Origin of the sequence: Streptomyces sp. CB02261 (assembly GCF_001905665.1) — a bacterium.
Lineage (GTDB): Bacteria > Actinomycetota > Actinomycetes > Streptomycetales > Streptomycetaceae > Streptomyces.
The window spans coordinates 408,175-429,273 of the sequence record NZ_LIVX01000005.1 but is presented as its reverse complement, the minus strand read 5'-3'; the positions used below and the strand labels follow the sequence as shown (position 1 = coordinate 429,273).

The window sequence follows — 21,099 nt, the reverse complement described above, 5'->3', positions numbered from 1 at the left end:
CTCGCGCGTTCCGCGCCTTCCGGCGCCTTTCCGCGCCGACTCAGGGAAGGATCGGGGTATGGGCCGGCCTGGCAGGGCCCTCGTGGGGCTGGAGGGTTTCGGCCGTGGCGACGACGATCAGGGTGTCCTCGCACGACCAACGGCGCGCTCCGGTCTTCGGCGGGTTGAGGAGCGGGACCCGGGAATCGCCGGGGCGGTAGCCGAGGGCGGTGGCACCCTGCCGTCCGGCGGCCTCGATGAGCATGGCGAAGGGCGCCTCGGTCCCCTCGGGGACGTAGTCGGTGGCGGGGCGGAGGCGGACCGCGTTGCCCGCCGGGGAGAAGAGCTCGTCGAAGGCTGCCGCGAGTTCGGCGGTCTGGGAGACCTGCGCCATGAGCAGGCCGACGAGCCATCCGCCGACCACGAGGTCCGTGTGCGGGCCGGCCGGGGCGAGGGGGCGGTGGTGGGCGTCCGTCAGTTCGGCGACGGTGAGGGTCCGGCGGCCCGCCTCATGCTCGGCGGCGCGGAGCCGGAGAAGGGTGACCAGGGTGTACTCGTCGGGGTCGGGGTGGTCGTCGGGACCGCCGAGGACGAGGACGCGGTGGGCGGGATCAGGGGCGGGAAGGCTCTCCTCACGGACCGTCTCCCAGCCGTTGCGGGCGAGGCCGTCGACGATCTCCGGGCCGCGCCGGTTCCAGCCGAGGACGAGGACGCGGCGGGGGGCGGCGCGGATGTCGGCGGCGGTCGGGGCCTTCGCGGGCGAGGGCGGCGGGAGCGGTGGCGCCGGGGGTGCGTTCCAGGTCGGTGGGGTCTCGTCCTGGGTCGGAGGGGTCGCGTTCCAGGTCGGTGGGGTCTCGTGCCAGGTCGGTGGGGTCTCGTCCTCGGCCAGGACGATCACGGCGTCGCCGGGGCCGAGGACGGTTCGCGGCGGCGGGTTGAGGAGCGGCGAGCCGTCCGGGCGTACGAGGCCCACCACGCATGCGTCCGCGCAGGCCGCCCGCAGCTCCGCGAAGGTGCGGCCGCAGAGCCCGGGGACGCGGTGGACGTGCAGCTCGGCACCGGCGAAGTCGAGCAGATCCTCCAGGACGCGCGACAGTCCGGGTTCGAGGACGCACTGGACGAGAATCCGGGCCGCGATGCCGTCGACGTCGAGGACGACCGCGCCGGGCCCGGCCGCGAGCCGGGCGGTGGCGACGTGCCGGGTCTGCCGGACCGCCGCCACGACCCGTACCGGGCGCACGTCACCGACCACGGCCCGCAGCGCGAGCAGCGTCTTGACGACCTGGGTGTCGGCCTCGGGGGTGTCCGGCGGCAGCACCACGACGGCCCCGGCGGCGGCCGGGCTGACGCGGGCGAGAGCCGCCGGGTCGGCGGGGCGGCCCCGGCGGCAGAGCAGCCGGACGCGCCGGACGCCAGCGGCGGTGACGACCGCCCGCAGCTCCCGCTCCATGTCGAGCTTGTCGCGGTCGGCGAGGACCACGACCGCGCTGTTCCGCCGCTGGGCGTGAGCGGCGAGCAGCTCGGCGACGAGCGTCGGGGTCTGCTCGGACCAACCGAGGACCAGTGAGTGGCCGCGCTCCACGACCGTCGACTGGCCGCGCTGGAGCTCGGACAACCGGTCGGTGATCGCGGTGGTGACGAGGCCGACGAGGGTGGAGACGTAGAGGAGGGAGACGAGGGCCAGCAGGACGGAGAGGACGATCCGCAACGGCGGGCCGACCTCGCCACCGAGCCGGAGGGTCTGGCCGACGGTCCGCCAGACGGTCGCCATCTTGCCCTGGACGGTGTCGGGCGAGCGGCTGTCGGTCCAGACGAGGAGTGCGCTCGCCGGTGCCACCACAGCCAGGCAGACCAGTGCGAGCCAGCCCGCGACCGTGGTCATGCCCTTCACCACGGTCCGGTCGACCCAGTACCGCGTCCGGTCCCGCAGCGACGGCGCGGGCCGGTGCCGGGGCGGGCCGGGGGTAGGCGGGGCCGGGACGGCCACGGGATGGGACGGCCGCTGGGGCGGGACCCTGTATTCGAGCTCCTTGCGCACGTCAGCAGGGTGACGGCAGCACCGGGGCGAAACGCCGTCGACGGGCGCCGTTCATCCTTTCGGGCAGGCGGCCGGGAGTCAGGCGTTCGACCCACGGGCGCCGCCGCGCTCCCCCGTACGCCCGGCGGCGGGTCGGGCCGCGGTTCCTCAGGTGCCAGGGTACGAGGCCCCTCCGAGGCCGAGGACGATGCTGGGCTTGTTCGGCGGCGGGTGAGGCGAGCCGGACGCCAGGGCAGCCTCCTCGGGCTCGGCGACCAGGCGACAGCTGTCGTGCGTCGGCTCACTGGGCCGTCTCCCTGAAGACGTCTGGGCGTCGACTGCAGCTCGAACTCGACGTGCCTGCTCGATGTCGGTCAGCTCGGCCGTGAACGCGTCGGCCGCCTCGCTGGAAGGAGTCCCCTCCCAGGACGTCGGCCGCCGTCTGCTGGAGTTCGCGGTCGATGGCGCCGGTGTCCCGGGCGTCGAGGAGGCGGGCGTTGCGCTCGGGCGGGAGGGCGAGGGTGAGGTGGCGCGGGAGGGCGCCGGCGGTCGTGTCCGGCGCCACGGCAAATCCAACCGGACCCGGACGTCCGCCAGGAAGCCGGCCGTCGCGGCGGCGGCCTTTCGTGCCTTGGCCCGAATCTGCGGCTACCACCGCCGCCGTATCTCGGATGCCATCCGGTCGGCCCGCGACGCTCGGGCAGATTCAGCGTGTGCCGCTCAGGTCGGGCAGGTGCCCGAGCCGAGGAACTGGCGTGTACGGGTGTACTCGTCGTCGATGGCGAGCGGAGCGTGGCGCAGAACGGCCGCTCTCCTGTGACGCGAGCCCCTCGCCGAGCCGGCATCCGGCTTTCGGGGGCGTCTCCGGTTCGCCCTGCCTTTGCCCGCCCTAGGCTGTGGGGGTGATCATCGAACGCGGCTTCCACCCGGCCGTCATGGCTCGGCCCGCCCTCACCTCCCGCGATCCCGAGCGGGGCTGACCTGTGGAGCGCGCGCCGACCCCCGTACACGCCCTCGCTCACTGGCCGCTGACCGCGGCGGCTGTCGCCGAGCTTCTGGCTCTGCCTGCTGAGCCGCAGGTTCCCGACGACGTAGTCGAGGCGGTGGTCCGGCAGCGCGGGTGGAGCTGGGAGCACTATCTGGTCTGTGACTCCCTGCGCACCGGGCACGGGCATGTGCTGTGCACCGAGGGCTACATCCCGTTCGGCCACCCGGACGTCCGGCACTTCCTGGTCTTCGGCGAGGTCTACCCCGTCGATCCGGATGACGACGACGGGCACACGGGCAACGGGCCGTGGCTGTACGGCCTCATGGACGACTGGCAGAAGCTGCCCGGCTGGAGCGGCTGCCGGCCGGGCACCGACCTGGACTGCGAGGGCGTGCTCGCCCGAGCGGCTCAGGCCGTGACCGAGTGCCTCGGTTCAGGTCCGGAGCGCACGATCGTGTCCACCGCGGCCGTGGTCACCGGCCCCGCGCTGACACACCGTGTCTGGCGCACCCCTACCCACGCGCTGGTCCTCGGACCGGCGTCGGACAACGGCCCGTACGGCTACCTCACCCACCTCCAGCTGTCCTTGACCCCGCTCAGCTGCGGACCTGAGCTGCCGCCCGAGGAAGACGAAGACGGCCTCGCGAGATGGATCACCGCGCACGTCGACTGGTGATCCACGCGCGCCGGTACGCCTCGCAGGAGGGGGTCCTGCGAGGGCAGGACCGCGACCTGTTGACGCAACCCCCGGCGTCGAACTCCCCCGTATGCGACCTCCAGCCCGCCGACACCCGCGCAGTCGACCTCGGGAGCCTCGACTGCACGAGCCACGAAGGCCAAGGGTGACAACCGTCATGACGGAGCGTCGCATTCGCACCATGCCATGCCCACGGGCACCTGCCCCACAGCGTCCTCGCGCCGCGCGCCCACACCAGCAGTGGTGGGGGCGCGCGGGTCCCGGGCCGTACGGGAGGTCGTCAGCCGGCGATCCTGCCGAAGAGGTGATTGGCAGGAGCGTCCGGGTCGTTGCCGTAGAAGAACTCCGTCACGGCCTGGTGGAATTCGGCGCGGTCCAGCGCACCGGAGCCGTCCCGGTCCAGTGCGGCGAAGACCGCGGCGCAGTCCTCACCGGGAACGCCGGCGACCGAGTCGAACATCTGCTGGAACTCCGCCTGGTCGATCTTGCCGTCTTCGTTGAGATCGACGAGGTCGAAGAAGCAGTTGGTCACCGGTTCGATCTGTTCCGGGTACTGGGCGGGGTCGATCAGGACCCGCATGAACCCTTCGGTCATCTCCCGCAGATCGACCTTCCCATCCCCGTCCTGATCCATCGGGGCGATCACGTTCGTCCAGAACCCGTCCATCCCCTCGGTGAGCATGCGGGCGGTCGCGGAGTCCGGCGCGCTGCCTCGGGCGGCGATGTAACGCTCGCTCATCATGCGGACGTCCCGCTGGGTGATGAACCCGTCGCCGTCGACGTCGGCGCCCCTGAACCATTGGCCGTACTTGAGGTCTTGAAGTGCAGTCACGACTACGCACAGTATTCACGCCATTACGTGCGCGCAAACAGGCAAGTGAGAGCCTCTCGACGCCCGGGCCGGCCCGCTACGCGCTTGACGATTGGCGTCATACGGAGACGTGCCGGACGAGGGAGAGAACGTTCGCGTCACTGTTCGAGATTTGGTGGCGTGAAGGCGAGCACGTCAGGAAGCGGATCGCTGTACAACTCGACGTCGACCAGCGCACTGAGGGCACTCGGTCCTTGCGACAGGCGCGAGCACGGTCGATCGGCCGTGAGAACGTTCGGATTGCCGTGGCGGTCCAATGTTCCGCTCAAGCCCGGCTGGACCGGATCCCACCACGCGCCCGTGGACAGTTGTACGACGCCTGGCATGACGTCGTCCGACAGGACTGCGCCCGCGAGACAGCTGCCGCGGTCGTTGTGGACGCGTACGATCGTGCCGTTCTCGATGCCGCGCGACGCGGCGTCCAGCGGATTGATCGTCACGGGCTCACGGTCACGGATCTTCGAACTGAGGCTGTGGCCACCGTTGTCGTACTGGCTGTGCAGGCGCGAGGCGGGCTGATTCGAGATCAGGTGCAGCGGGAATCGGTCCGCCAGATCAGCGTGAAGCCACTCCACCGGTTCGAACCACTTCGGATGCCCGGCACAGTCGGCGTAGCCGAACGAGTCGATCTCCTCGGAGAAGATCTCGATCCCGCCCGACGGCGTCGGCAGGGGAAAACGCTGCGGATCCGAGCGGAGCGCCTCGAAGCTGCCGGGAAACGGTCCGGTCAACGCCGGCAGCTCAGCGGTGGAGCTTCGCCAGAAGTCGTCGAAACTCGGCAAGGCGGCGGCGTCGCCGAGCTCGCTCCTCGTCTGCTCGTAGAGGTGCCGGACCCATTCGAGTTCGGAACGCGCCTCCGTGAACTCCTGCTCGTATCCGAGGCGGGAGGCCAGGGCGGTGAAGATCTGGTGGTCGGTGCGCGACTCGCCCTCCGGCTCGCGGACCTTCGGCATCGCGACGAGGTGGGGATCCGAGAATCCGGCGGCGAAGTCGTCGCGCTCCAAGGTGGTGGCGACGGGGAGGACGATGTCCGCGAACTTGGCCGTGGTGTTCCACCAGGCTTCGTGCACCACCACCGTGTCAGGTGTCTGCCAGGCTCGGGTCAACCGATGCAGGTCTTGATGGTGGTGGAACGGGTTGCCGCCGCACCAGTAGACCAGGCGGAGTTCGGGCAACGTGAGGCGCCGGCCGTCGTAGTCGATGGTCCTGCCCGGATGCAGCAGGGCGTCGGCGATCCTGGCGACCGGGATGAAGTCCGGAACGGGGTTGTCGACCTTCGGTACTGTCGCCACGGAGGGGCGGCCCTTGGCGACGCCGGTCGCGTCCATCGTCGCGTAACCCGCGCCCCAGCCGCCGCCAGGCCGGCCCATCGAGCCCGCCATGGCGGCCAGCACGACGGACATCCAGATCGGTTGTTCGCCGTGGTCTGCCCGTTGCACCGCGTAGTTGACCATGATGAGCGAACGCTGGGTGGTGAGGCGGCGAGCGAGATCGGTGATCGCCTCGCGGCTGATGCCCGTGATCTCCGCTGCCCAGGCGGCGTCCTTCGTGACGCCGTCGAGCTCGCCGACCAGGTAGGAGGCGAAGCGGTCGAAACCGACGCAGCACCGGCGAAGGAAGTCCTCGTCGTGCCACCCGTTGACCAGCATCGTGTGGGCGATGCCGAGCATCGCGGCGGTGTCGGTGTTGGGGATGACGGGCAGCCACTCGGCGTCGAGGAAGCCGGCGACGTCGCTGCGGATGGGGCTGACGTTCACGAACCGCACCCCGGCCTCATGGCACTGGCGCTGCAGGTCCTGCGTCTGGTGCCTGGCCAGCCCGCCAGGGTTGATCTGGCTGTTCTTGAGGGCCAGCCCTCCGAACGCCACCACAAGCTCGCAGTTCGCGGCGATCTCGTCCCACATGGGCATCCGGGACTGGTAGCTCCACGGATGCCCACCGATCACATGCGGGAGGATGACCTCCAGAGCCGCGGTGCTGTACGTGTTGCGGGAGTCGGTGTATCCCCCGCCCAACGCCAGAAACCGCTGGAGTTGACTCTGCGCGTTGTGGAACCCGCCCGCACTCGCCCAGCCATAGGATCCGCCGAACACGGCGCTGTCCCCGTGCTGCGAACGCACTCGACGCAGTTCGTCACTCACCAGCGTGATCGCTTCGTCCCAGCTCACTTCCACGAAGGCGTCCGCGCCTCTGGCCGTGTCGTAGGCGCGCGGCAGGCCGTTCAGCCAGCCCTTGCGCACCGCGGGGCGTAACACGCGCGCGCTGTCGTCGGCGGCTGTCACCATTCCGGGGCCGATGGGCGAGGGTGCGGGATCGTCGGCACTCGGCTCGATGCGCACCAACCGACCGGAATCGACCACCGCGACATAGCTGCCCCAGTGCGTCGCGACGGACATGCGTCGTTCCACCATGCATCGGCTCCATCCCTGAGGTTTTCCCTGATCTCGGACGACGGCTGCTCACGTCACAGGGGCTTCCCTCCGGTCGACGGTCCGCGGGACGGAGACTTCCCCTGTGTCCTGCTGCCCAACCCCGTCGGTGCGCGCGACTGCCGACGCTTTGCCGCGCGGTCTACCTTGTCGACACCTCCAGACGCATCCTGGGCAAGTGGTTCCGACGCTGTTGCGTCGCCATCGGGGGTTGAGCGGCGCCCGCCCCGTCCGCCGTGACATCGTGGCGCCATGACCATCGTGGTTCGCCCGGCATCAGTCTTCGAGGACGTCCGTACCCTGGTCGGTCCGAAGTCACCCGAGGCCAATGTCTGCTGGTGTCTGAGCTACCGGATCCCGTCCAAGCTCAACAACGAACTCCGCGGGCCGGCCCGTGGTGAGTACGTCGCGGAGCTGTGCCGGACGGCACCCGCTCCCGGGGTGCTCGCCTACGACGGTGACGAGCCGGTCGGATGGGCCGCCGTGGCACCGCGTTCGGACACCTCCTTCGCGCGCAGCCGTACGATCCCGCACGTTGACGCACTGCCGGTCTGGTCGCTGTGGTGCATCCGTGTACGCCCCGGTCATCGCAAGAGGGGGATCTCGCACGCCCTCATCGCCGGCGCGGTCGAGTTCGCCCGCGCCCACGGCGCACCGGCGGTAGAGGCGTACCCGATCGACAACGGTGAGGCCAAGGTCGACGCGACGATGGCGTACGCCGGGATCCGTAAGAACTTCGAACGCGCCGGGTTCACCCACGCCGCCGACACCACATCGGTACTGGCCGGCCACCCCCGGGTCCTCATGCGGCTCGACCTGCGCTGACGGCTCCGCCCCGAGGGCACTGCAGATCGTGCTCGGCGATACGGACGCGCAACGGGTGATCGACAAGGCGCTTCCGTGGCGTGAACACGGCTCAGAAGCGCCGGATCGTGGTGTTCAGCGGCAGGTGCGCACCGGCCGGACGGCGAGGCCCGTCGGCGTGTTCAGGCCGGTGGCCGGGAGGGTGGTCTGGCCACCGCCTGTCTCCAGGACCCGCACCACGCGGTTGTTGAAGCCGTCGGCGATGTACAGGTCGCCGCAGCCGTCGACCGCGAGACCGAGCGGGTTGCTGAGACCGCTGGTGGGGAGGGTGGTCTGGCCGCCGCCACCCGCCGCGATCTTGACCACGCGGCTGTTGCCGCTGTCAGCGATGTACAGGTCCCCCGCCGCGTTGAGCGCCAGTCCGGTCGGCTGGGAGAGGCCGACGGTGGGGATCGTGGACTGGCCGCTCCCGTCACCGGCCACCTTGACGACGCGGTCGTTGACGAAGTCGGAGATGTACAGGTTCCTGGCGGCGTCCAGCGCCAGCCCCCAGGGGTGCAGCAGCCCTGTGGTCGGTACGGTCGTCTGGGTACCGCCGGCCAGGGACACCTTCACGACCCGGTCGTTGAAGCTGTCGGCGATGTAGAGGTTCCGCGCTCGGTCCAGGGCGAGCCCCAGGGGGCGCGACAGGCCGTCGGTGGGAACGGTGGACTGGCCGCTCCCGCGCGCTGCCATCACGACCACGCGATTGTTGCCGGTGTCCGACACATAGAGGCGCCCCGCCATGTCCGCGACCATGCCTGTCGGCCGTACGAGATCCTCGAATGGCACGGTCGTCTGATCGCCGCCCCTCGCGGGCAGAGCGACGACCCGGTTGTTGCCGTAGTCCGACACGTACAGGGGCGCACGCGCGGAGGGCCGGCCGTCCTGCGCCGGGGTCGCGCCCGCCGTCGTCGTGGGCAGCGTGCACAGCGCCACGAAACCCACCGCGGCGGCGAGCCGACGGGCCCATCGGCGCGAGGCACTCCCCTTCGAAGGCGCGAGCGTCACCGTTCCGGTCCCGGCCGTCGTACCAGGCATGGCTCCCCATCAGATCCGAGTGGCCGGCCCGCTGCCGCGCCTGCCCCGACCATAGGAAACAGCACCGGCCAACGCAGGAACCACGCCGCTCACCCGATCCCAAGCCACCCCAACGTCCCAGACACCGGCCTCAACGGGCTGCCGTCACCAGCGGCGCCGTTGGCGGTCCGGTGTCGTCCGTCCGGGTGTCCTCCGTCCGGACCGTCCGTGGGACGGGTGAGGCGGGTGGGGGAAGGGCTGATGGGGCATCCGAGCGCCGCCGCTGTAGAGGAGTCCGAGTATGGCCCGCACGCTCGCCCTGGTCCTGACCAGCGTCACCGCGATCGCCGTGACGCCCGCCGTCGCCGGATCCGAGCCCGGCAGGGCGGCAGCGGACAAGGCGGTCACCTATCGGGTGACCGCTCCGTACCAACAGCACGCGAACGGTGTGCGGGCCGGCTACAAGCCCGATCAGTACTGCGTCTTCGACCGGGCCGGTGGCACGGGCGCCCTCGGCTACCCGCACTTCAACCACGCCCACGACAACTCGACGGACCCCGCGAGGCCCACCGCCCTCCTCTACGAGGACGACGGCAAGGGCGGCAAGCGTCTCGTCGGCGTGGAGTGGCTGGTCTACGACCGCGACCAGAACCTCAAGACGGACGACGACCGGCCGAGCATGTTCGGGGTGCCCTTCAAGGGCCCCAACCGCGGCAACTACCCCGGCCAGCCCGTCCACTACGCCCTGCACCTCTGGCTGTGGAAGAAGAACCCCGAAGGCCAGTTCGCCACATACAACCCAGCGGTCACCTGCCTCCCCGGAACGACCCGCCCGCAACCCCGCCCGTCATCCTGACACCCGACCGGTCTCTCGTCCGAAGCCATAGCCAGGCCCCTCGACCACCCCTACGGGGTGACAGGACTGACCGCGGCCCGTACGTCGTCGTCGCGGTGCGGAGTCCTGCTGGCCTGCTGGCCTGCTGGGGCGGAACGGGAACCTCAGGGGCGCCCTCGGTGGGCGTCGGCGCAGGCGTACCGGTCCCCACGTCGCACCGGCCACACCAGCGCGATCAGGGCGCCCACGGCATTATCGAGCTTGTCGATGCAGGGACCGGGGCGTACGACGACCAGCACCTCGCGGGCCGCGGCTGCCCCCGGACACATATGCCAGTGGCCGGGTCGTGCACGACTCTGGCGTACCCGGCCGACCGGTGGCAGGGTGAACGGCACGCGGCCCTCCGCACCGCTCTCCTGCGGACCTGGCCGCCGGCCCGGCTCCGCGTCGCCCGCGGCAGTCATGGCCGCGCCAGCCTCCCGGCTCCCCACGGGAGGCCACAGGCGCGCGGGGAGACAAGCTCGCTACGCGGCCGGCTGAGAGGCGAACGTGCGGGCGCTGGGACGCTCTGGGCGCGGCTGCTCGCTGCGTTCTTGGCATACGACCGCCCGCTCAGGGAGCCGGTCGGGCCACGGCGTGATGCCCGTCCAGCGTGCAGGTGCGTACGCCACAGCGAGAACGCCGACACCGTCTGCGTGTCGAGCCTCGGCTCCAGCCGTGGCGAGGACCGTTGCCGTATCAGCCGTTCCGGCGGGCGGTGAGCAGCAGGTACTCCCACTCCATGGCCCCGTCCCGCAGCGCGCCGCCCGCCAGGTCGGCGAGGGCGGCGTCCAGGGCGGCGGTCCGCTCGGGGTCGTCGGCGATGCTTCGGTAGACGGTGATCGTCGGCCCGTAGGCGGCCTTGAAGAACTCGCGGAAGTCCTCTGGTTCGCTGAACATGTCCACGCGGACCGACTGCCGACGTGCCTCGACATCGGTGACGCGGTCGCCGAGCAGCTCCCGTACGTGTTCCTCTCGCCCCCACAACGGCGGCGGCTGCGCGCCGGGGGGAGGCGGCGGCGCGTACGGCTTCATGGTGGCGAACATCTGCCCGATGAAACCCTCGGGGGTCCAGCTCAGCAGCCCGATCGTGCCGCCTGGTCGGCAGACCCGCACCAGTTCGTCGGCGGCGGTCTGGTGGTGCGGAGCGAACATGACCCCGACGCAGGACATCACCACGTCGAAGGTTCCGTCGTCGAACGGCAGTGCCTCGGCGTCCGCCTCCTGCCAACTCAGTACCGCGCCGCGCTCCTCGGCCTCCTTCCGCCCCACGGCCAACAGCTCGGGAGTGAGGTCGGAAGCCACCACGTCGCCGCCGGCCAGCGCGGCCGGGATCGAGGCGTTCCCCGACCCGGCGGCCACGTCCAGCACCCGGTCTCCGGCCTTGACCGCGCAGGCCTCCACCAGAGCGGGGCCGAGAGCAGCCACGACCTGCCTGGCGACGGCCGGATAGTCGCCGAGCGCCCACATCGTCCGGTGCTTCGCCTTGAGCGCGCGGTCGGCCTCGCGTGCGTCCGCCGTTTCAGTCATGCCGTCCGCCTCCCTCTCTGTACGGTGCCGATGGCCGTCCTCCTTAAAGCGTAGGAGCCAGGCGGGCCCCCGGCCCGGCGAGCGCCGCCCGGTGCCGGATCGAGGCGAAGAGCTCCCGCCGGTCACCGGCTGGTGCCGGTGTCGTTCCGCGTCCACTCCAGGCAGGCCTCCAGCGGCCTCGGCCAGCCGGACGACGAACGGCTGCGGGACCTCGTGGGGTGCGGCACGTGCCGGGCTCGACACCATGCTCGGTGATCTCAGAAACACCCGGCACCGGCACAAGCCCGCTGACGGGATGCCGGGACGGCACCCCGCCGCCCGCCCCCGATGACGCCGCATGTGCGGTCGGTCGTCCGAGGCCGCGTGGCCGACGGGGCCTGCCGTCTTCGCGCGGAGCACCGCTCGGCAGGCGACCGGGCCCGCGGGTGGCCCCGTCCGCCCGACGGGCTGCGCCACGGCCGAGCAAGGACGACAACAGGACCGAGCTCAGGACCTGGCGCGGATTCCGGCAGCGGGCCTGGGTCGCGCGCGGCGTGGAGCCGGCGGCCTCCCCTCGAACGCCAGGTGGTGTACGTCGAAGAGGACCGCCGCCTCGACACCGAGCGCGGAGCCGCCCATCCGAGCCGCCCAGGTCAGGAACGGGCGGGGTTCGAAGCTCTGCTCCCCCAGCCCCCTGGTGTATTCGACGTGGGCGGACAGCGAGGCGATGCCGCGTTCCAGGGGTTCCCCGGTGACGTCCACCGCGTGGGTGGGGCGTTCGGGGCCGGCCATGCACACGAGGCGGACGTCGCCCCAGGGCTCGAGGCCTTCGTCGGCCAGTTCCGGGAAGATCCAGCGGTTGCCCGCGTCCCTCGCGGCGTCCAGGGCCGCGAGGCCGACCGCGCGGTGATCGGCCTGATGGGTGACACCGGCGACCATCCGAACGCTGAACGCGCCCGTCACCACCACCTCGGGCCGATGCCGGCGCATCGCGCGCACGATGTCGCGGCGCAGGTCAAGGCCGTACTCCACCACTCCGTCGCGATGGTCGAGGAACTCCACCGTGTCCACACCGACCTCGCGGGCTCCGGCCCGCTCCTCGGCCTCGCGCAGCGGTCCGGCCTCGGCGGGGTGCAGAGCGTCGATGCCCGCCTCACCACGGGTGGCGAGCAGATACGTCACGCGCTTGCCCTGAGCCGTCCAGCGGGCGACGGCCGAGGCCGCACCGTACTCGATGTCGTCCGGATGCGCCGCCACGACCAGACATCGCTCCCAGTCCTCCGGAAGCGGCGGCAGCGGGCTCTGCGGGCCGAACGCGCCCGTTTCCTCTCGCGTCGTCATGCCCCGATAGTGGCTGTCCGTATTCCCTGATCCGCAGAGGCGCGCGCGTCGTCGCCGATCCGCGGCGGCGCGCGTCTGCGCCGATCCTCCCGCGCGCACGGGCGCCGGTGCGCAGCCGCGATGGGGCGTTCCGGTCGAGGTCGATGGGAAGAGGAGCCATCTGCCCATTCAGCGTCGGGTTAGTTTCCCCCGCCACAGCATGCCGCGTCACGGCCGGGGAGGCGTCTTCGGGAGGGGACTCTCACGTACTGGCAATTGCTGATTCAAGAGCAGCCAAAGACGCGCTGCGCGTTCAGTAATCCAACGCTGTGTGCGGTCTTTGGCACGTACGTTCCCACTGTGACTTCCACTTCTGAACCGAACATAACCGACGCCGGACCCTCGGCCGCGGCATTCCCCATGCGTCGCACGCTGCTCCGCGCCGCGCTCACGGGAACTGCCGTCACGGCAGGGGCGTGGGCTTTCGACGTCCCGGCCGCATCGGCCAGGGAGTCGTCCTCGACGGAGCGGCCGCGGCCTGCCACGCCCGGAGCAGCTCTGAAAGAGCTCAACGCAGGGAATCGGCGCTGGCGCACCTTCCGCGAGAAGCACCCCCACGAGACGCATGCCGTCCGGCGTGAAGCGGTGTCCGGGCAGCATCCGTTCGCGGTCGTCCTCGGCTGTATCGACTCCCGAGTACCGCCTGAGCTGGTCTTCGATCAGGGACTGGGCGATCTGATGACGGTGCGCTCCGCCGGTGAGGTTCTGGACGAGGCGGTCCTGGGAAGCGTGGCGTACGGCGTCCTCGAACTGGGCATCCCACTGGTTCTGGTGCTCGGGCACCAGTCGTGCGGCGCGGTGTCCGCAGCCGTCCGCGCGGAAGAGTCGGGCGAAGAGCTGCCCGCACACATCCAGTACATCGCTGACCAGATCAAGCCCGCGATCGACCATTCGGTCGTGGGCGACGCCCGGATCGACGCGACGATCTCCGCGCAGGTACGGCTCGTGAGGGCCCGGCTCGCCGCAGAGCCCGACCTGGCCGCGAGGATCACGGCAGGGAGGCTGGCGATCGTCGGCGCGCGGTACGAACTGACCAACCAGCTCGTCCACCAGATCACCTGACCACGACCTCGTCCGCGGACGGGACGCGTCACTGGGAGCCTGCAAGGTGCCTCTTTCGGCCCAGTTCGCGGTCGTGTTCACGCTGTTTCGGCCGGTAGCAAGGGAGCGTGGGGAGCGGAGTTCGCCCGGGAGTCCTTCGCACGTCGACCGGGCGAACCTCTTCGTCGTCCCGGCTCGCCTCTCGACTGCCGGCGCACCGTGATCGCGGAGGTCGGTTCGTCGGGCTCCCTTTTCCCTCTGTCCCGGTCCTGCCCGGCCGCCCGTCTTGGAGCCGGTGAGCGAGGGCGCCAATCACAACCACTTCCATACGCGGTGGTCACCGGAGAGCGGTGAGGTCGCCGCCTGAGACGATCCGACGCCGAGGCGGCTGGCCGCTGTCGGCGAGGAATCCCTACGCCTCCGGCCGCGCCCCGGGGGCGACGCGGTCGTGCTCAGGTACGGCCCCTCACCCGACCGCAGCCGGTCGGAGGAGCCGCCGTTCAGGCACCCTCGTCGAAACGGCCCGCCTCCACCTGGAGGGCGAGGGTCTGCAGCACTTCGGCCGAGGTGACGTCGATCCGCCCCTCATCGTGCGCCATGGCGAGGCTCGTGAAGGCCAGGGTGAACCCGGAGACCATGGTGTAGAGCGCGGGTCCGAGGGCCGTGGCGAGCAGGTGGGCCACATCCTGCGGAGTGGCGTCTGCAGGGACCCTGATATGGGGCAGCATCTCGTTCAGCATCTGGGTGACCACCCGGGGTTCGATCTCCGACGCGGACTCCAGGGCTTCCTCGTCCTCGACCCCGTTCTCCACCGCCCGCCGAATCTCCTGAGCCTCCGTCAGAATGCCGATCACTCTCTTCAGAACCTCAGCTCGCTCCATCCGAGGAGCTTAGCCCCAGACCGACATGCGCATCTCGCCCAGCCGCCCACTCCACACCCACCAGGACCGCTCGGTTCCGGGAAGGGAGTAGCCCGTTGCGGCGTCGTCGCGCGTACCAGGCGAAACCACTCGTAACGGGGCTGCCTGCGGGTTGGGGGAGGAAGCCCTTCACGCTGGTGTCGATCGGCTGTGCCGCTTCGGGATCGGGATCGGAGCCGTAGGTTCAGACAGGGCGTGGCAGGTGCGGTCGACCTCGGTCACCGCTCACTCCGCAGCTGCTGCAGCACCCGCGCGGACTCGGCGGTGAGTTCGTTCACTCCGGACCGGTCCTCCGGGGTCAGGGTCTTGCGCCGGGCGGCCCAGATGCCCTGAGCGGTGGTCAGCTCGGCGGCCCGGTCAGCGTCACCCGCCTTAACCGCCCGGGCTATCAGCCCCGAGTAGGCGCCCACCACGTGCGGGAGCAGGCGGCCGCCTGTGCGTGCCAGTGAGGCGACGGTTCGAAGAAGCCGAAACGGGCCCATGAAGTGGGTGCAGGGCCGGGTTCAACCTATCGTGGCCCTATGCGGCTGCTGCTGATGTCCGACACCCATCTGCCGACCCGTGCCAAGCGGCTGCCCGAGGCACTTCTCGCCGATGTCGACACGGCCGATGTCGTCGTGCATGCCGGGGACTGGACCGACGAGGCCACCCTGGACCTGCTCGAATCCCGGGCCCGCCATCTGGTCGGGGTGTACGGCAACAATGACGGGCCAGGCCTACGGCAGAGGCTTCCAGAGGTCGCACGGGGTGAGTGGGGCGGGCTTCGGTTCGGGGTCGTGCACGAGACAGGAGCCGCCGCCGGACGCGAGCAGCGCTGCGCTCACCGCTTCCCGGACCTCGACGTTCTCGTGTTCGGACACAGCCACATCCCCTGGGACAGCGTCGCCCCCGGCGGACTGCGCCTGCTGAACCCCGGCTCCCCCACCGACCGCAGACGCCAGCCGTACTGCACGTACATGACCCTGACCGTGTCAGGCGGTGCACTCCACGACCTCACCCTGCACCGCCTCCCGCCGAGGTCTTGAGAGGTATTGCTCCCCACGCATCTTCGCCCGAGACCCCGCCCTTCGAGGACGGGCTACAGGGAGGATGCGTCAGCGCGCCGTGTTCTTCTCCCACTCCCGGCCGATCGACCGCATCAGGGCCGGGTAGACCCCCAGGTACCGGAAGGGTTTGATGCCGAGCATGTACAGCGAGCCGAGACGGCCGTTGGGCTTCACCAGGACGGCCATCTGGCCGCGGTAGCCGCCGTTCCCGTCGAGGACCCAGCCGATGTGCATCACCCCGTGCATGGTCTTGTTGGCGTACTCGGCGGCCCACTCGTCGTGTGTCTGGAAGACCGACGTGAAGGGCGCCTCGCTGAGGTCGGGCCCCTGCGGTCCCTCGCGCAGGTCGTCCGGCAGCCGGTCGCGCAGCGTCGGCACCCGGCCGCCGACACCCGAGTCCGGCTTGTCCCATCCGAGCAGCGCGCCGAGCTTCCAGCGCACCGCGAAGAGGAACCGCCCCACGGGGTTGCCGCCGTCCGGACCGTCCTTGCCGTCCGCCATCTGCTGGACCAGGAGATGCAGGTCGTCCGGGCCGCCCGGCGTCGGCAGTGCCCACAGATCCTCGAGCCGGAAGTCGCCGGCGATCTCGTGGATCCGCCAGGGGCGAGACGTGTGGTCGGTGGCGGGAAGGCGCAGATCGCTCATGGCAAATCCCTGTCTATACGGTGGCGTATAGATCGAGCATAGACCCATGCATACGGCTCCGTATACTTGACTGGGACATGTGAGGGGAGACACGCATGGGCACGATCCGCACACCGCGGGACAAGTGGATCGAGGAGGGGCTGCGCGCCCTTGCCGCAGGCGGCCCTGAAGCTGTCCGGGTCGAGGTCCTCGCCCAGTCTCTCGGCGTCAGCAAGGGCGGTTTCTACGGTTACTTCCGCAACCGTGCCAGCCTCCTGGAGGAAATGCTCGACACGTGGGAACGCGGGGTCACCGAGGACGTCATCAAGCGGATCGAACGCGACGGGGGCGACGCCCGCGAGCGGCTCGGGCGTCTCTTCGACTTCGTAGGGTCGGGCGGGACGCCCGTGACCAGTGCCGGGGTCGAGCTCGCGATCCGCGACTGGGCCCGGCGCGACGAAGCCGTCGCGCGCCGCCTCCGCCGGGCCGACAACCGGCGCATGGACTATCTGCGCGAGCTCTACGGAGCCTTCTGCCCCGATGAGGGCGATGTCGAGGCCCGCTGTCTGATCACCTTCTCCCTGCGCATCGGCGACCACCTCATCGCAGCCGACAACGGCCCGCGCAGCCGCACGGAAGTCCTCGCCACGGTGAGGAACCGGCTGTTGGCCACGAGTCCCTGACGGAAGCGGTTGACGGTGTGACCGTCGGCTTGGACGCTCGTCGGTCCCGCCGCCGCGAAGAGGAACTCCCGGCCACCGATCCCCAACCACCCCGCGCGCGGCCGGGACCGGCCGCGTCCCCGACCACCCGCGCCCGGCCGGCGGCCGGGCAGCGGGCATGTACCGGCGGGGCAGGACGGCACCACGTGACAGCCCGCCGCTCACGGTGCCCCGTCCGGCCCGGCCTGGTTGGCCGATTCCCCGAAGCAACGGCCCTAAAAGCCGCCACCGAAGCCACCGCTGAAGCCGCCGCCGCTGTGCCCGCCACCGAAGTCCCCGCCGGCGCCGCCGTAATCGCTGCCCGAGTGACCGCGACCGTCGGCCGGACCGGGTGAGGACGAGGAGGGCGGGGGAACCTCACCGGGCGACCGCCAGCGGCCGCCGACGACCTCGGTCCACCATTGCCCGAACCGCACCGGGTCCGCCGGCGTCGAGCATTCGCTGACCACCCTCTCGCGGGCAGCCGTCTCCCACCGGACGGAGACGAGCCCTTCCCCCTGTCCGAGTTCCTCCAGTTCCCTCGCCAGCGCGTGGCAGCGCCCCGAGCGCGCCAGGCATACCCGCTCTCGCTCCCTCCTCTGGGCTTCCCTCGCCGCCCAGCGGCGCTCGAGTTCCTCCCGTTCCCGGCGCGCCTCCTCCTTGGCGAGGGCAAGGCGGCGCCGGATCTCCGCTCGCACCGGGGCGTAGCGCCCCTCAGCCGAGGCCCATGACATCCCGGAAGCGTTCCGCAGCACGCTCCTTCCGCCGCAGGGCCCCGGCAGGTGACGGCCCATGCCCTGCCGGGTGGCGGCGTGATACACACCCTCCGCCTCTTACACCGAACGGCGGAACAGCTCGCCCGCCGCCCGCCACTCGTCGCGTTCGGCCGCCGTGCCCCAGACGGCGTCCCAGCCGAGCAAGCCGCCTCACCCGTCACCGACCGGATGGAACGAGCAGCCGGCCTGCCCGAGCGGCTCCGGGCAGAACGTCAGCTCCCCCACTCTGACCACGATCCGCTGTTCCATCTCACCAGCCATGGCGTGACCACCCCCGACGTCCAGCATCCGCCTGCCCGCGCGGTCAGGGAAGCGCGCGGGCCACACCGGTACCAGGACCCGGGCTCCGAGCCCCGACCCCTGCGCCGGCCCGGCACCGCCCGGTGCATCGCCCGTGTCACCCACCGCCGCAGCGGACAGAACTGGCGGCGAGCATCCCTGCGGCGGACACCCCGCGGTTCATTGGGTCGCCCCACGGGCACGAAGGTTTCCGCATCGAGACGGAGCAGGTCGCCGTCGCTCGCGATGGAACTCGTGGGCCGTCCGCGTACACATGAATGACAAGAAGCTGTCACGAACGAACCGGAATGCGGCACCGACGGACGGTGGTTTTCGCAGACATGACAGTAGGAGTAGCGCTCAACGCATCCGACGCGGAGAACCAGGTCGACGCCTCCGTCCGGCTGGCCCGGGAGGCCACGGAGGCCGGCCTGCGTTCCGCCTGGTTCGGGCAGACCTTCGGCGCCGACTCACCGCAACTTGCGGCCATCGTGGGGCGCGAGGTGCCCGGTCTCCAGGTCGGCACCTCCGCGATCCCCGTCTTCGGTCGACACCCCCTGCTCGTCTCCAGCCAGGCCCAGACCGCCCAGGCGGCCACCCATGGCCGCTACCACCTCGGGCTGGCGCTCGGGACCAAGCTCCTCACCGAAGGCGGCTTCGGCCTGCCCTTCGAGCGGCCGATTGCGCGGCTTCGCGAATTCCTCACGGCACTGCGGCAGTTGACCGAGTACGGCGCTGCCGACTTCCGCGGCGAGCTGCTCACGGCCGTGACCCCGCTCCCGGCACGCGTACCGGGCGCCGAGGGTGGCGTGCCCTTGCTGGTCGCCGCGATGGGACCGCAGGCGCTGCGTGTCAGCGGTGAACTGGCGGACGGGATCCTGCCCTACCTGGCGGGCCCGCGCGCACTCGCGGAACATATCGTTCCGGCTCTGGTCGCCTCGGCGGAAGCCGCAGGCCGTCCCGCACCCCGGGTCGTGGCGCTGGTGCACGGCGTCGTCACGGACGACGTCGAAAGGGTACGGCGCAAGGCCACCGAACAGCTCGCGTTCTACGAGCAGATCCCCTCCTACGCCAGGGTCGTCGAGCTCTCCGGGGCCCGGCGTGCCTCGGATGTCGCCGTGATCGGCGACGAGAAGACGGTCGCGGCCGAGATCCGGCGCTACCGGGACGCCGGGGCGACGGAGGTCGTCTTCTCCGGGACTGAGATCGCCGGCGAGGAGGACCGGCGGCGCACCTGGGCGCTCCTCGGCGAACTTGCCGGCTGAACTCCCGCGGCAGACCTGCCGCCGACTGCCCCCCCCCTGCGGCAGACCCGCCGCCCCATCCGCACACCGCAGCGAGGCCTGGACCTCGCGGGACGAAGGAGTATCCATGACCGCACAGGCCACGAACAAGGACCTGCAGGCCTTCACCGAGGAATGGTCGGCCTGGCACCGTGAGCAGGAGGAACGGCTCGCCGCCCCGCACGGCTTCCTCGCGATCACCGGTCTGCACTGGCTCGACGAGCGGCCGCAGCGCTTCCCCGACGCCCCCGGCACCTGGCGGACCGGCGCCGACGGCGTCACCGTGACCCTGGCCGACGGCGAGGAACTGGTGGTGGACGGAACGCCGGTGCGCGGCGAGCACCGCTTCGGGGTGCTGCCCGAACGCGGCGGCGTCGACGCGGTCTGGGGCGACGCCGTGATAGAGGTCGCCAGGCGCGGCGGGAACGACATCGTCCGGCCCCGGCATCCGGACGCCCCTCTGCGCACCGCCTTCACCGGCACGCCCGCCTACGCGCCGGACCCGCGGTGGGCCGTCGAGGGACGCTACCTCGCCTTCGACAAACCGCGCCCGACCACCGTGGGCGCCGCCGTCGAGGGCCTGGAGCACGTGTACGAGGCGCCGGGCCGCATCGAGTTCGCGCTCCAGGGGCGGACGTTCTCCCTCACCGCGTTCCCCGGATCCACCCCGGATCGGCTGATGGTGCTGTTCACCGACGCGACCTCAGGTGTCACGACCTACGCCGCCAACCGCGTCCTGACGGTGGAGAACGCCGCCGACGGCAGCGTCGTCGTGGACTTCAACCGGGCGGCGAACCTGCCGTGCGCCTACACGGACCTGGCCACCTGCCCCCTGCCGCCCGCGGAGAACCGGCTCCCGGTGGCCATCGAGGCGGGTCACCGCATCCCCCGCGAACGGGGCGGCGCCGCCTGAAGTCCCGCGGCCCGGCGGCGTTGCGCCGGTGGGGCCGCAGGACGGTGGGGAGTCAGGTGATGGTGATGGCGAGGGTGATCGTGATGGCCTGACCGAAGGTGGCGACGGTCAGGAAGCCGGCCCAGCCGCGCCAGATCGCCCCGCGCGGAGTGGCGTTGTCGGCGCGGTGGACGAGGGGGTTTCCGCCGTCGATCTGCCAGCAGTACAGATTCTTGTGCTCGGTGCCTGCCCAGACGAGTAGGCCGTCCTTCTTCCAGTCGGTCCACGGTTCCTGGTTCAGATGGACGTACGCATCGAAGGCGCCCTCTCCGAATGTCTCCACCATGCGCTTGTAGTCGCGGGGAAGAGGCACGCCCATGCGCTCTTCGATCTGCGCCCAGTCGACGTCCGGCCGCTGGGGAGGCAGGTTCCAGCCGGTGATGCCGATGTGCCGCTCGACCCGGTCTTCGTCCTGTTGGGCGATCCCCGCAGGAAGCGTCTGAGCCTGCCGCGGGACGGTCGCCAGCACCGGCACGATGTCGCCCTGCGCATCCAGTGCGGTCCCCGCGCCCAGCCACTGTCCTGCATGGGCCCAGGCCACTACCGTCTCGGCACGGCCTTCGAGGAGGTCGAGGAGACCCGTGCCATGACTCTCGCTCACGCCCGGGTTCGTGGTGCCGTCCAGGATCAGGGGCCGTGGTTCCCCGTGGCGGGCAGCCAGGTTCTCGACCAGCGCGTGGGGGTCCTGCGAGAGGCACAAGACCCCGCTCGGCCGGGGGATCCGGTCCAGCAGGTCGTTGAGCGTCGAGTGAGGGAACTCCATGAAGGACAGGAAAGCGCACTCCACTGACAAGAGCCGAGATTCGCCTTCGATGACCATCGGTCCACGTTCTCTGGCCGAGCGTTCTCTGGCCGAGGGCAGTTACCGTG

At 70.9% G+C, this 21,099-nt stretch carries 18 protein-coding genes; 8 read left to right on the top strand and 10 right to left on the bottom strand.

Going from position 1 to position 21,099, the window contains the following annotated elements; all coding sequences use genetic code 11:
* Positions 1-40 precede the first annotated feature (40 nt).
* Complete coding sequence (locus tag AMK29_RS19415; protein WP_241845507.1) at positions 41-2,017, bottom strand: CASTOR/POLLUX-related putative ion channel; 1,977 nt, start codon at positions 2,015-2,017, stop codon at positions 41-43.
* A gap of 962 nt (positions 2,018-2,979) precedes the next feature.
* Between AMK29_RS19415 and AMK29_RS37205 the strand changes: the two genes are divergently transcribed.
* Positions 2,980-3,660, top strand: a complete 681-nt coding sequence (locus AMK29_RS37205) for a hypothetical protein (RefSeq protein ID WP_241845505.1) — start codon at positions 2,980-2,982, stop codon at positions 3,658-3,660.
* Between the two features lie 301 nt (positions 3,661-3,961).
* Here the strand turns inward: AMK29_RS37205 and AMK29_RS19400 are convergent, their stop codons facing one another.
* Positions 3,962-4,513 (bottom strand): EF-hand domain-containing protein, encoded by a 552-nt coding sequence (locus tag AMK29_RS19400; RefSeq protein ID WP_073814508.1) that lies wholly within the window; start codon positions 4,511-4,513, stop codon positions 3,962-3,964.
* Between the two features lie 137 nt (positions 4,514-4,650).
* Positions 4,651-6,963 (bottom strand): molybdopterin-dependent oxidoreductase, encoded by a 2,313-nt coding sequence (locus AMK29_RS19395; RefSeq protein WP_073814507.1) that lies wholly within the window; start codon positions 6,961-6,963, stop codon positions 4,651-4,653.
* Positions 6,964-7,233: 270 nt separating this feature from the next.
* Here AMK29_RS19395 and AMK29_RS19390 point away from each other — a divergent pair, with 270 nt between their 5' ends.
* Positions 7,234-7,806, top strand: coding sequence for a GNAT family N-acetyltransferase (locus AMK29_RS19390; protein WP_073814505.1), 573 nt, complete (start codon positions 7,234-7,236; stop codon positions 7,804-7,806).
* A gap of 114 nt (positions 7,807-7,920) precedes the next feature.
* Here AMK29_RS19390 and AMK29_RS19385 read toward each other — a convergent pair whose 3' ends face one another.
* Positions 7,921-8,865 (bottom strand): SMP-30/gluconolactonase/LRE family protein, encoded by a 945-nt coding sequence (locus AMK29_RS19385; RefSeq protein ID WP_079196970.1) that lies wholly within the window; start codon positions 8,863-8,865, stop codon positions 7,921-7,923.
* A 280-nt stretch (positions 8,866-9,145) separates the two neighbouring features.
* On the opposite strand from AMK29_RS19385, the gene AMK29_RS19380 reads away from it, so the two are divergent.
* On the top strand, positions 9,146-9,700 hold the full coding sequence (locus AMK29_RS19380) for a hypothetical protein (protein ID WP_073814501.1): 555 nt from the start codon (positions 9,146-9,148) through the stop codon (positions 9,698-9,700).
* A gap of 717 nt (positions 9,701-10,417) precedes the next feature.
* On the opposite strand, the gene AMK29_RS19375 is transcribed toward AMK29_RS19380, so the two are convergent.
* Together AMK29_RS19375 and AMK29_RS19370 are read right to left on the bottom strand one after the other, a co-directional pair.
* Positions 10,418-11,248 (bottom strand): class I SAM-dependent methyltransferase, encoded by an 831-nt coding sequence (locus tag AMK29_RS19375; protein ID WP_073814499.1) that lies wholly within the window; start codon positions 11,246-11,248, stop codon positions 10,418-10,420.
* 486 nt (positions 11,249-11,734) lie between these two features.
* A complete protein-coding gene (locus tag AMK29_RS19370; RefSeq protein ID WP_073814497.1) occupies positions 11,735-12,568 on the bottom strand; it encodes a PIG-L deacetylase family protein in 834 nt (277 codons plus the stop codon).
* Between the two features lie 399 nt (positions 12,569-12,967).
* On the opposite strand from AMK29_RS19370, the gene AMK29_RS19365 reads away from it, so the two are divergent.
* Positions 12,968-13,669 carry a carbonic anhydrase gene (locus AMK29_RS19365; RefSeq protein WP_073814495.1) on the top strand — a complete coding sequence of 234 codons (702 nt, stop codon included), beginning with the start codon at positions 12,968-12,970 and terminating at the stop codon, positions 13,667-13,669.
* A gap of 479 nt (positions 13,670-14,148) precedes the next feature.
* Here AMK29_RS19365 and AMK29_RS19360 read toward each other — a convergent pair whose 3' ends face one another.
* Both AMK29_RS19360 and AMK29_RS19355 read right to left on the bottom strand, forming a co-directional pair.
* Positions 14,149-14,502 (bottom strand): hypothetical protein, encoded by a 354-nt coding sequence (locus AMK29_RS19360; protein WP_338012735.1) that lies wholly within the window; start codon positions 14,500-14,502, stop codon positions 14,149-14,151.
* A gap of 284 nt (positions 14,503-14,786) precedes the next feature.
* Positions 14,787-14,981 carry a hypothetical protein gene (locus AMK29_RS19355; protein ID WP_143202912.1) on the bottom strand — a complete coding sequence of 65 codons (195 nt, stop codon included), beginning with the start codon at positions 14,979-14,981 and terminating at the stop codon, positions 14,787-14,789.
* 108 nt (positions 14,982-15,089) lie between these two features.
* On the opposite strand from AMK29_RS19355, the gene AMK29_RS19350 reads away from it, so the two are divergent.
* Positions 15,090-15,593 carry a metallophosphoesterase family protein gene (locus AMK29_RS19350; protein ID WP_073814489.1) on the top strand — a complete coding sequence of 168 codons (504 nt, stop codon included), beginning with the start codon at positions 15,090-15,092 and terminating at the stop codon, positions 15,591-15,593.
* 69 nt (positions 15,594-15,662) lie between these two features.
* On the opposite strand, the gene AMK29_RS19345 is transcribed toward AMK29_RS19350, so the two are convergent.
* On the bottom strand, positions 15,663-16,259 hold the full coding sequence (locus AMK29_RS19345; protein WP_073814487.1) for a DUF2867 domain-containing protein: 597 nt from the start codon (positions 16,257-16,259) through the stop codon (positions 15,663-15,665).
* 95 nt (positions 16,260-16,354) lie between these two features.
* Between AMK29_RS19345 and AMK29_RS19340 the strand changes: the two genes are divergently transcribed.
* The 3 genes from AMK29_RS19340 to AMK29_RS19325 all read left to right on the top strand — a co-directional run bounded on the left by AMK29_RS19340 (position 16,355) and on the right by AMK29_RS19325 (position 20,190).
* Positions 16,355-16,921, top strand: coding sequence for a TetR/AcrR family transcriptional regulator (locus tag AMK29_RS19340; RefSeq protein ID WP_073814485.1), 567 nt, complete (start codon positions 16,355-16,357; stop codon positions 16,919-16,921).
* A gap of 1,414 nt (positions 16,922-18,335) precedes the next feature.
* Positions 18,336-19,259: an LLM class F420-dependent oxidoreductase gene (locus AMK29_RS19330; RefSeq protein ID WP_073814481.1), complete on the top strand. Its 924-nt coding sequence runs from the start codon at positions 18,336-18,338 to the stop codon at positions 19,257-19,259.
* A 106-nt stretch (positions 19,260-19,365) separates the two neighbouring features.
* Positions 19,366-20,190: a DUF1684 domain-containing protein gene (locus AMK29_RS19325; protein ID WP_073814479.1), complete on the top strand. Its 825-nt coding sequence runs from the start codon at positions 19,366-19,368 to the stop codon at positions 20,188-20,190.
* 52 nt (positions 20,191-20,242) lie between these two features.
* On the opposite strand, the gene AMK29_RS19320 is transcribed toward AMK29_RS19325, so the two are convergent.
* Positions 20,243-21,049: a hypothetical protein gene (locus AMK29_RS19320; RefSeq protein ID WP_143202910.1), complete on the bottom strand. Its 807-nt coding sequence runs from the start codon at positions 21,047-21,049 to the stop codon at positions 20,243-20,245.
* Between the last annotated feature and the right edge of the window lie 50 nt (positions 21,050-21,099).

Bases quoted from the DNA above. Each gene is read 5' to 3' on its own strand.
- AMK29_RS19395 (WP_073814507.1), bottom strand. From the start codon at position 6,963: ATGGTGGAACGACGCATGTCCGTCGCGACGCACTGGGGCAGCTATGTC.
- AMK29_RS19390 (WP_073814505.1), top strand. From the start codon at position 7,234: ATGACCATCGTGGTTCGCCCGGCATCAGTCTTCGAGGACGTCCGTACC.
- AMK29_RS19385 (WP_079196970.1), bottom strand. From the start codon at position 8,865: ATGCCTGGTACGACGGCCGGGACCGGAACGGTGACGCTCGCGCCTTCG.
- AMK29_RS19380 (WP_073814501.1), top strand. From the start codon at position 9,146: ATGGCCCGCACGCTCGCCCTGGTCCTGACCAGCGTCACCGCGATCGCC.
- AMK29_RS19375 (WP_073814499.1), bottom strand. From the start codon at position 11,248: ATGACTGAAACGGCGGACGCACGCGAGGCCGACCGCGCGCTCAAGGCG.
- AMK29_RS19370 (WP_073814497.1), bottom strand. From the start codon at position 12,568: ATGACGACGCGAGAGGAAACGGGCGCGTTCGGCCCGCAGAGCCCGCTG.
- AMK29_RS19365 (WP_073814495.1), top strand. From the start codon at position 12,968: ATGCGTCGCACGCTGCTCCGCGCCGCGCTCACGGGAACTGCCGTCACG.
- AMK29_RS19350 (WP_073814489.1), top strand. From the start codon at position 15,090: ATGCGGCTGCTGCTGATGTCCGACACCCATCTGCCGACCCGTGCCAAG.
- AMK29_RS19345 (WP_073814487.1), bottom strand. From the start codon at position 16,259: ATGAGCGATCTGCGCCTTCCCGCCACCGACCACACGTCTCGCCCCTGG.
- AMK29_RS19340 (WP_073814485.1), top strand. From the start codon at position 16,355: ATGGGCACGATCCGCACACCGCGGGACAAGTGGATCGAGGAGGGGCTG.
- AMK29_RS19330 (WP_073814481.1), top strand. From the start codon at position 18,336: ATGACAGTAGGAGTAGCGCTCAACGCATCCGACGCGGAGAACCAGGTC.
- AMK29_RS19325 (WP_073814479.1), top strand. From the start codon at position 19,366: ATGACCGCACAGGCCACGAACAAGGACCTGCAGGCCTTCACCGAGGAA.
- AMK29_RS19320 (WP_143202910.1), bottom strand. From the start codon at position 21,049: ATGGTCATCGAAGGCGAATCTCGGCTCTTGTCAGTGGAGTGCGCTTTC.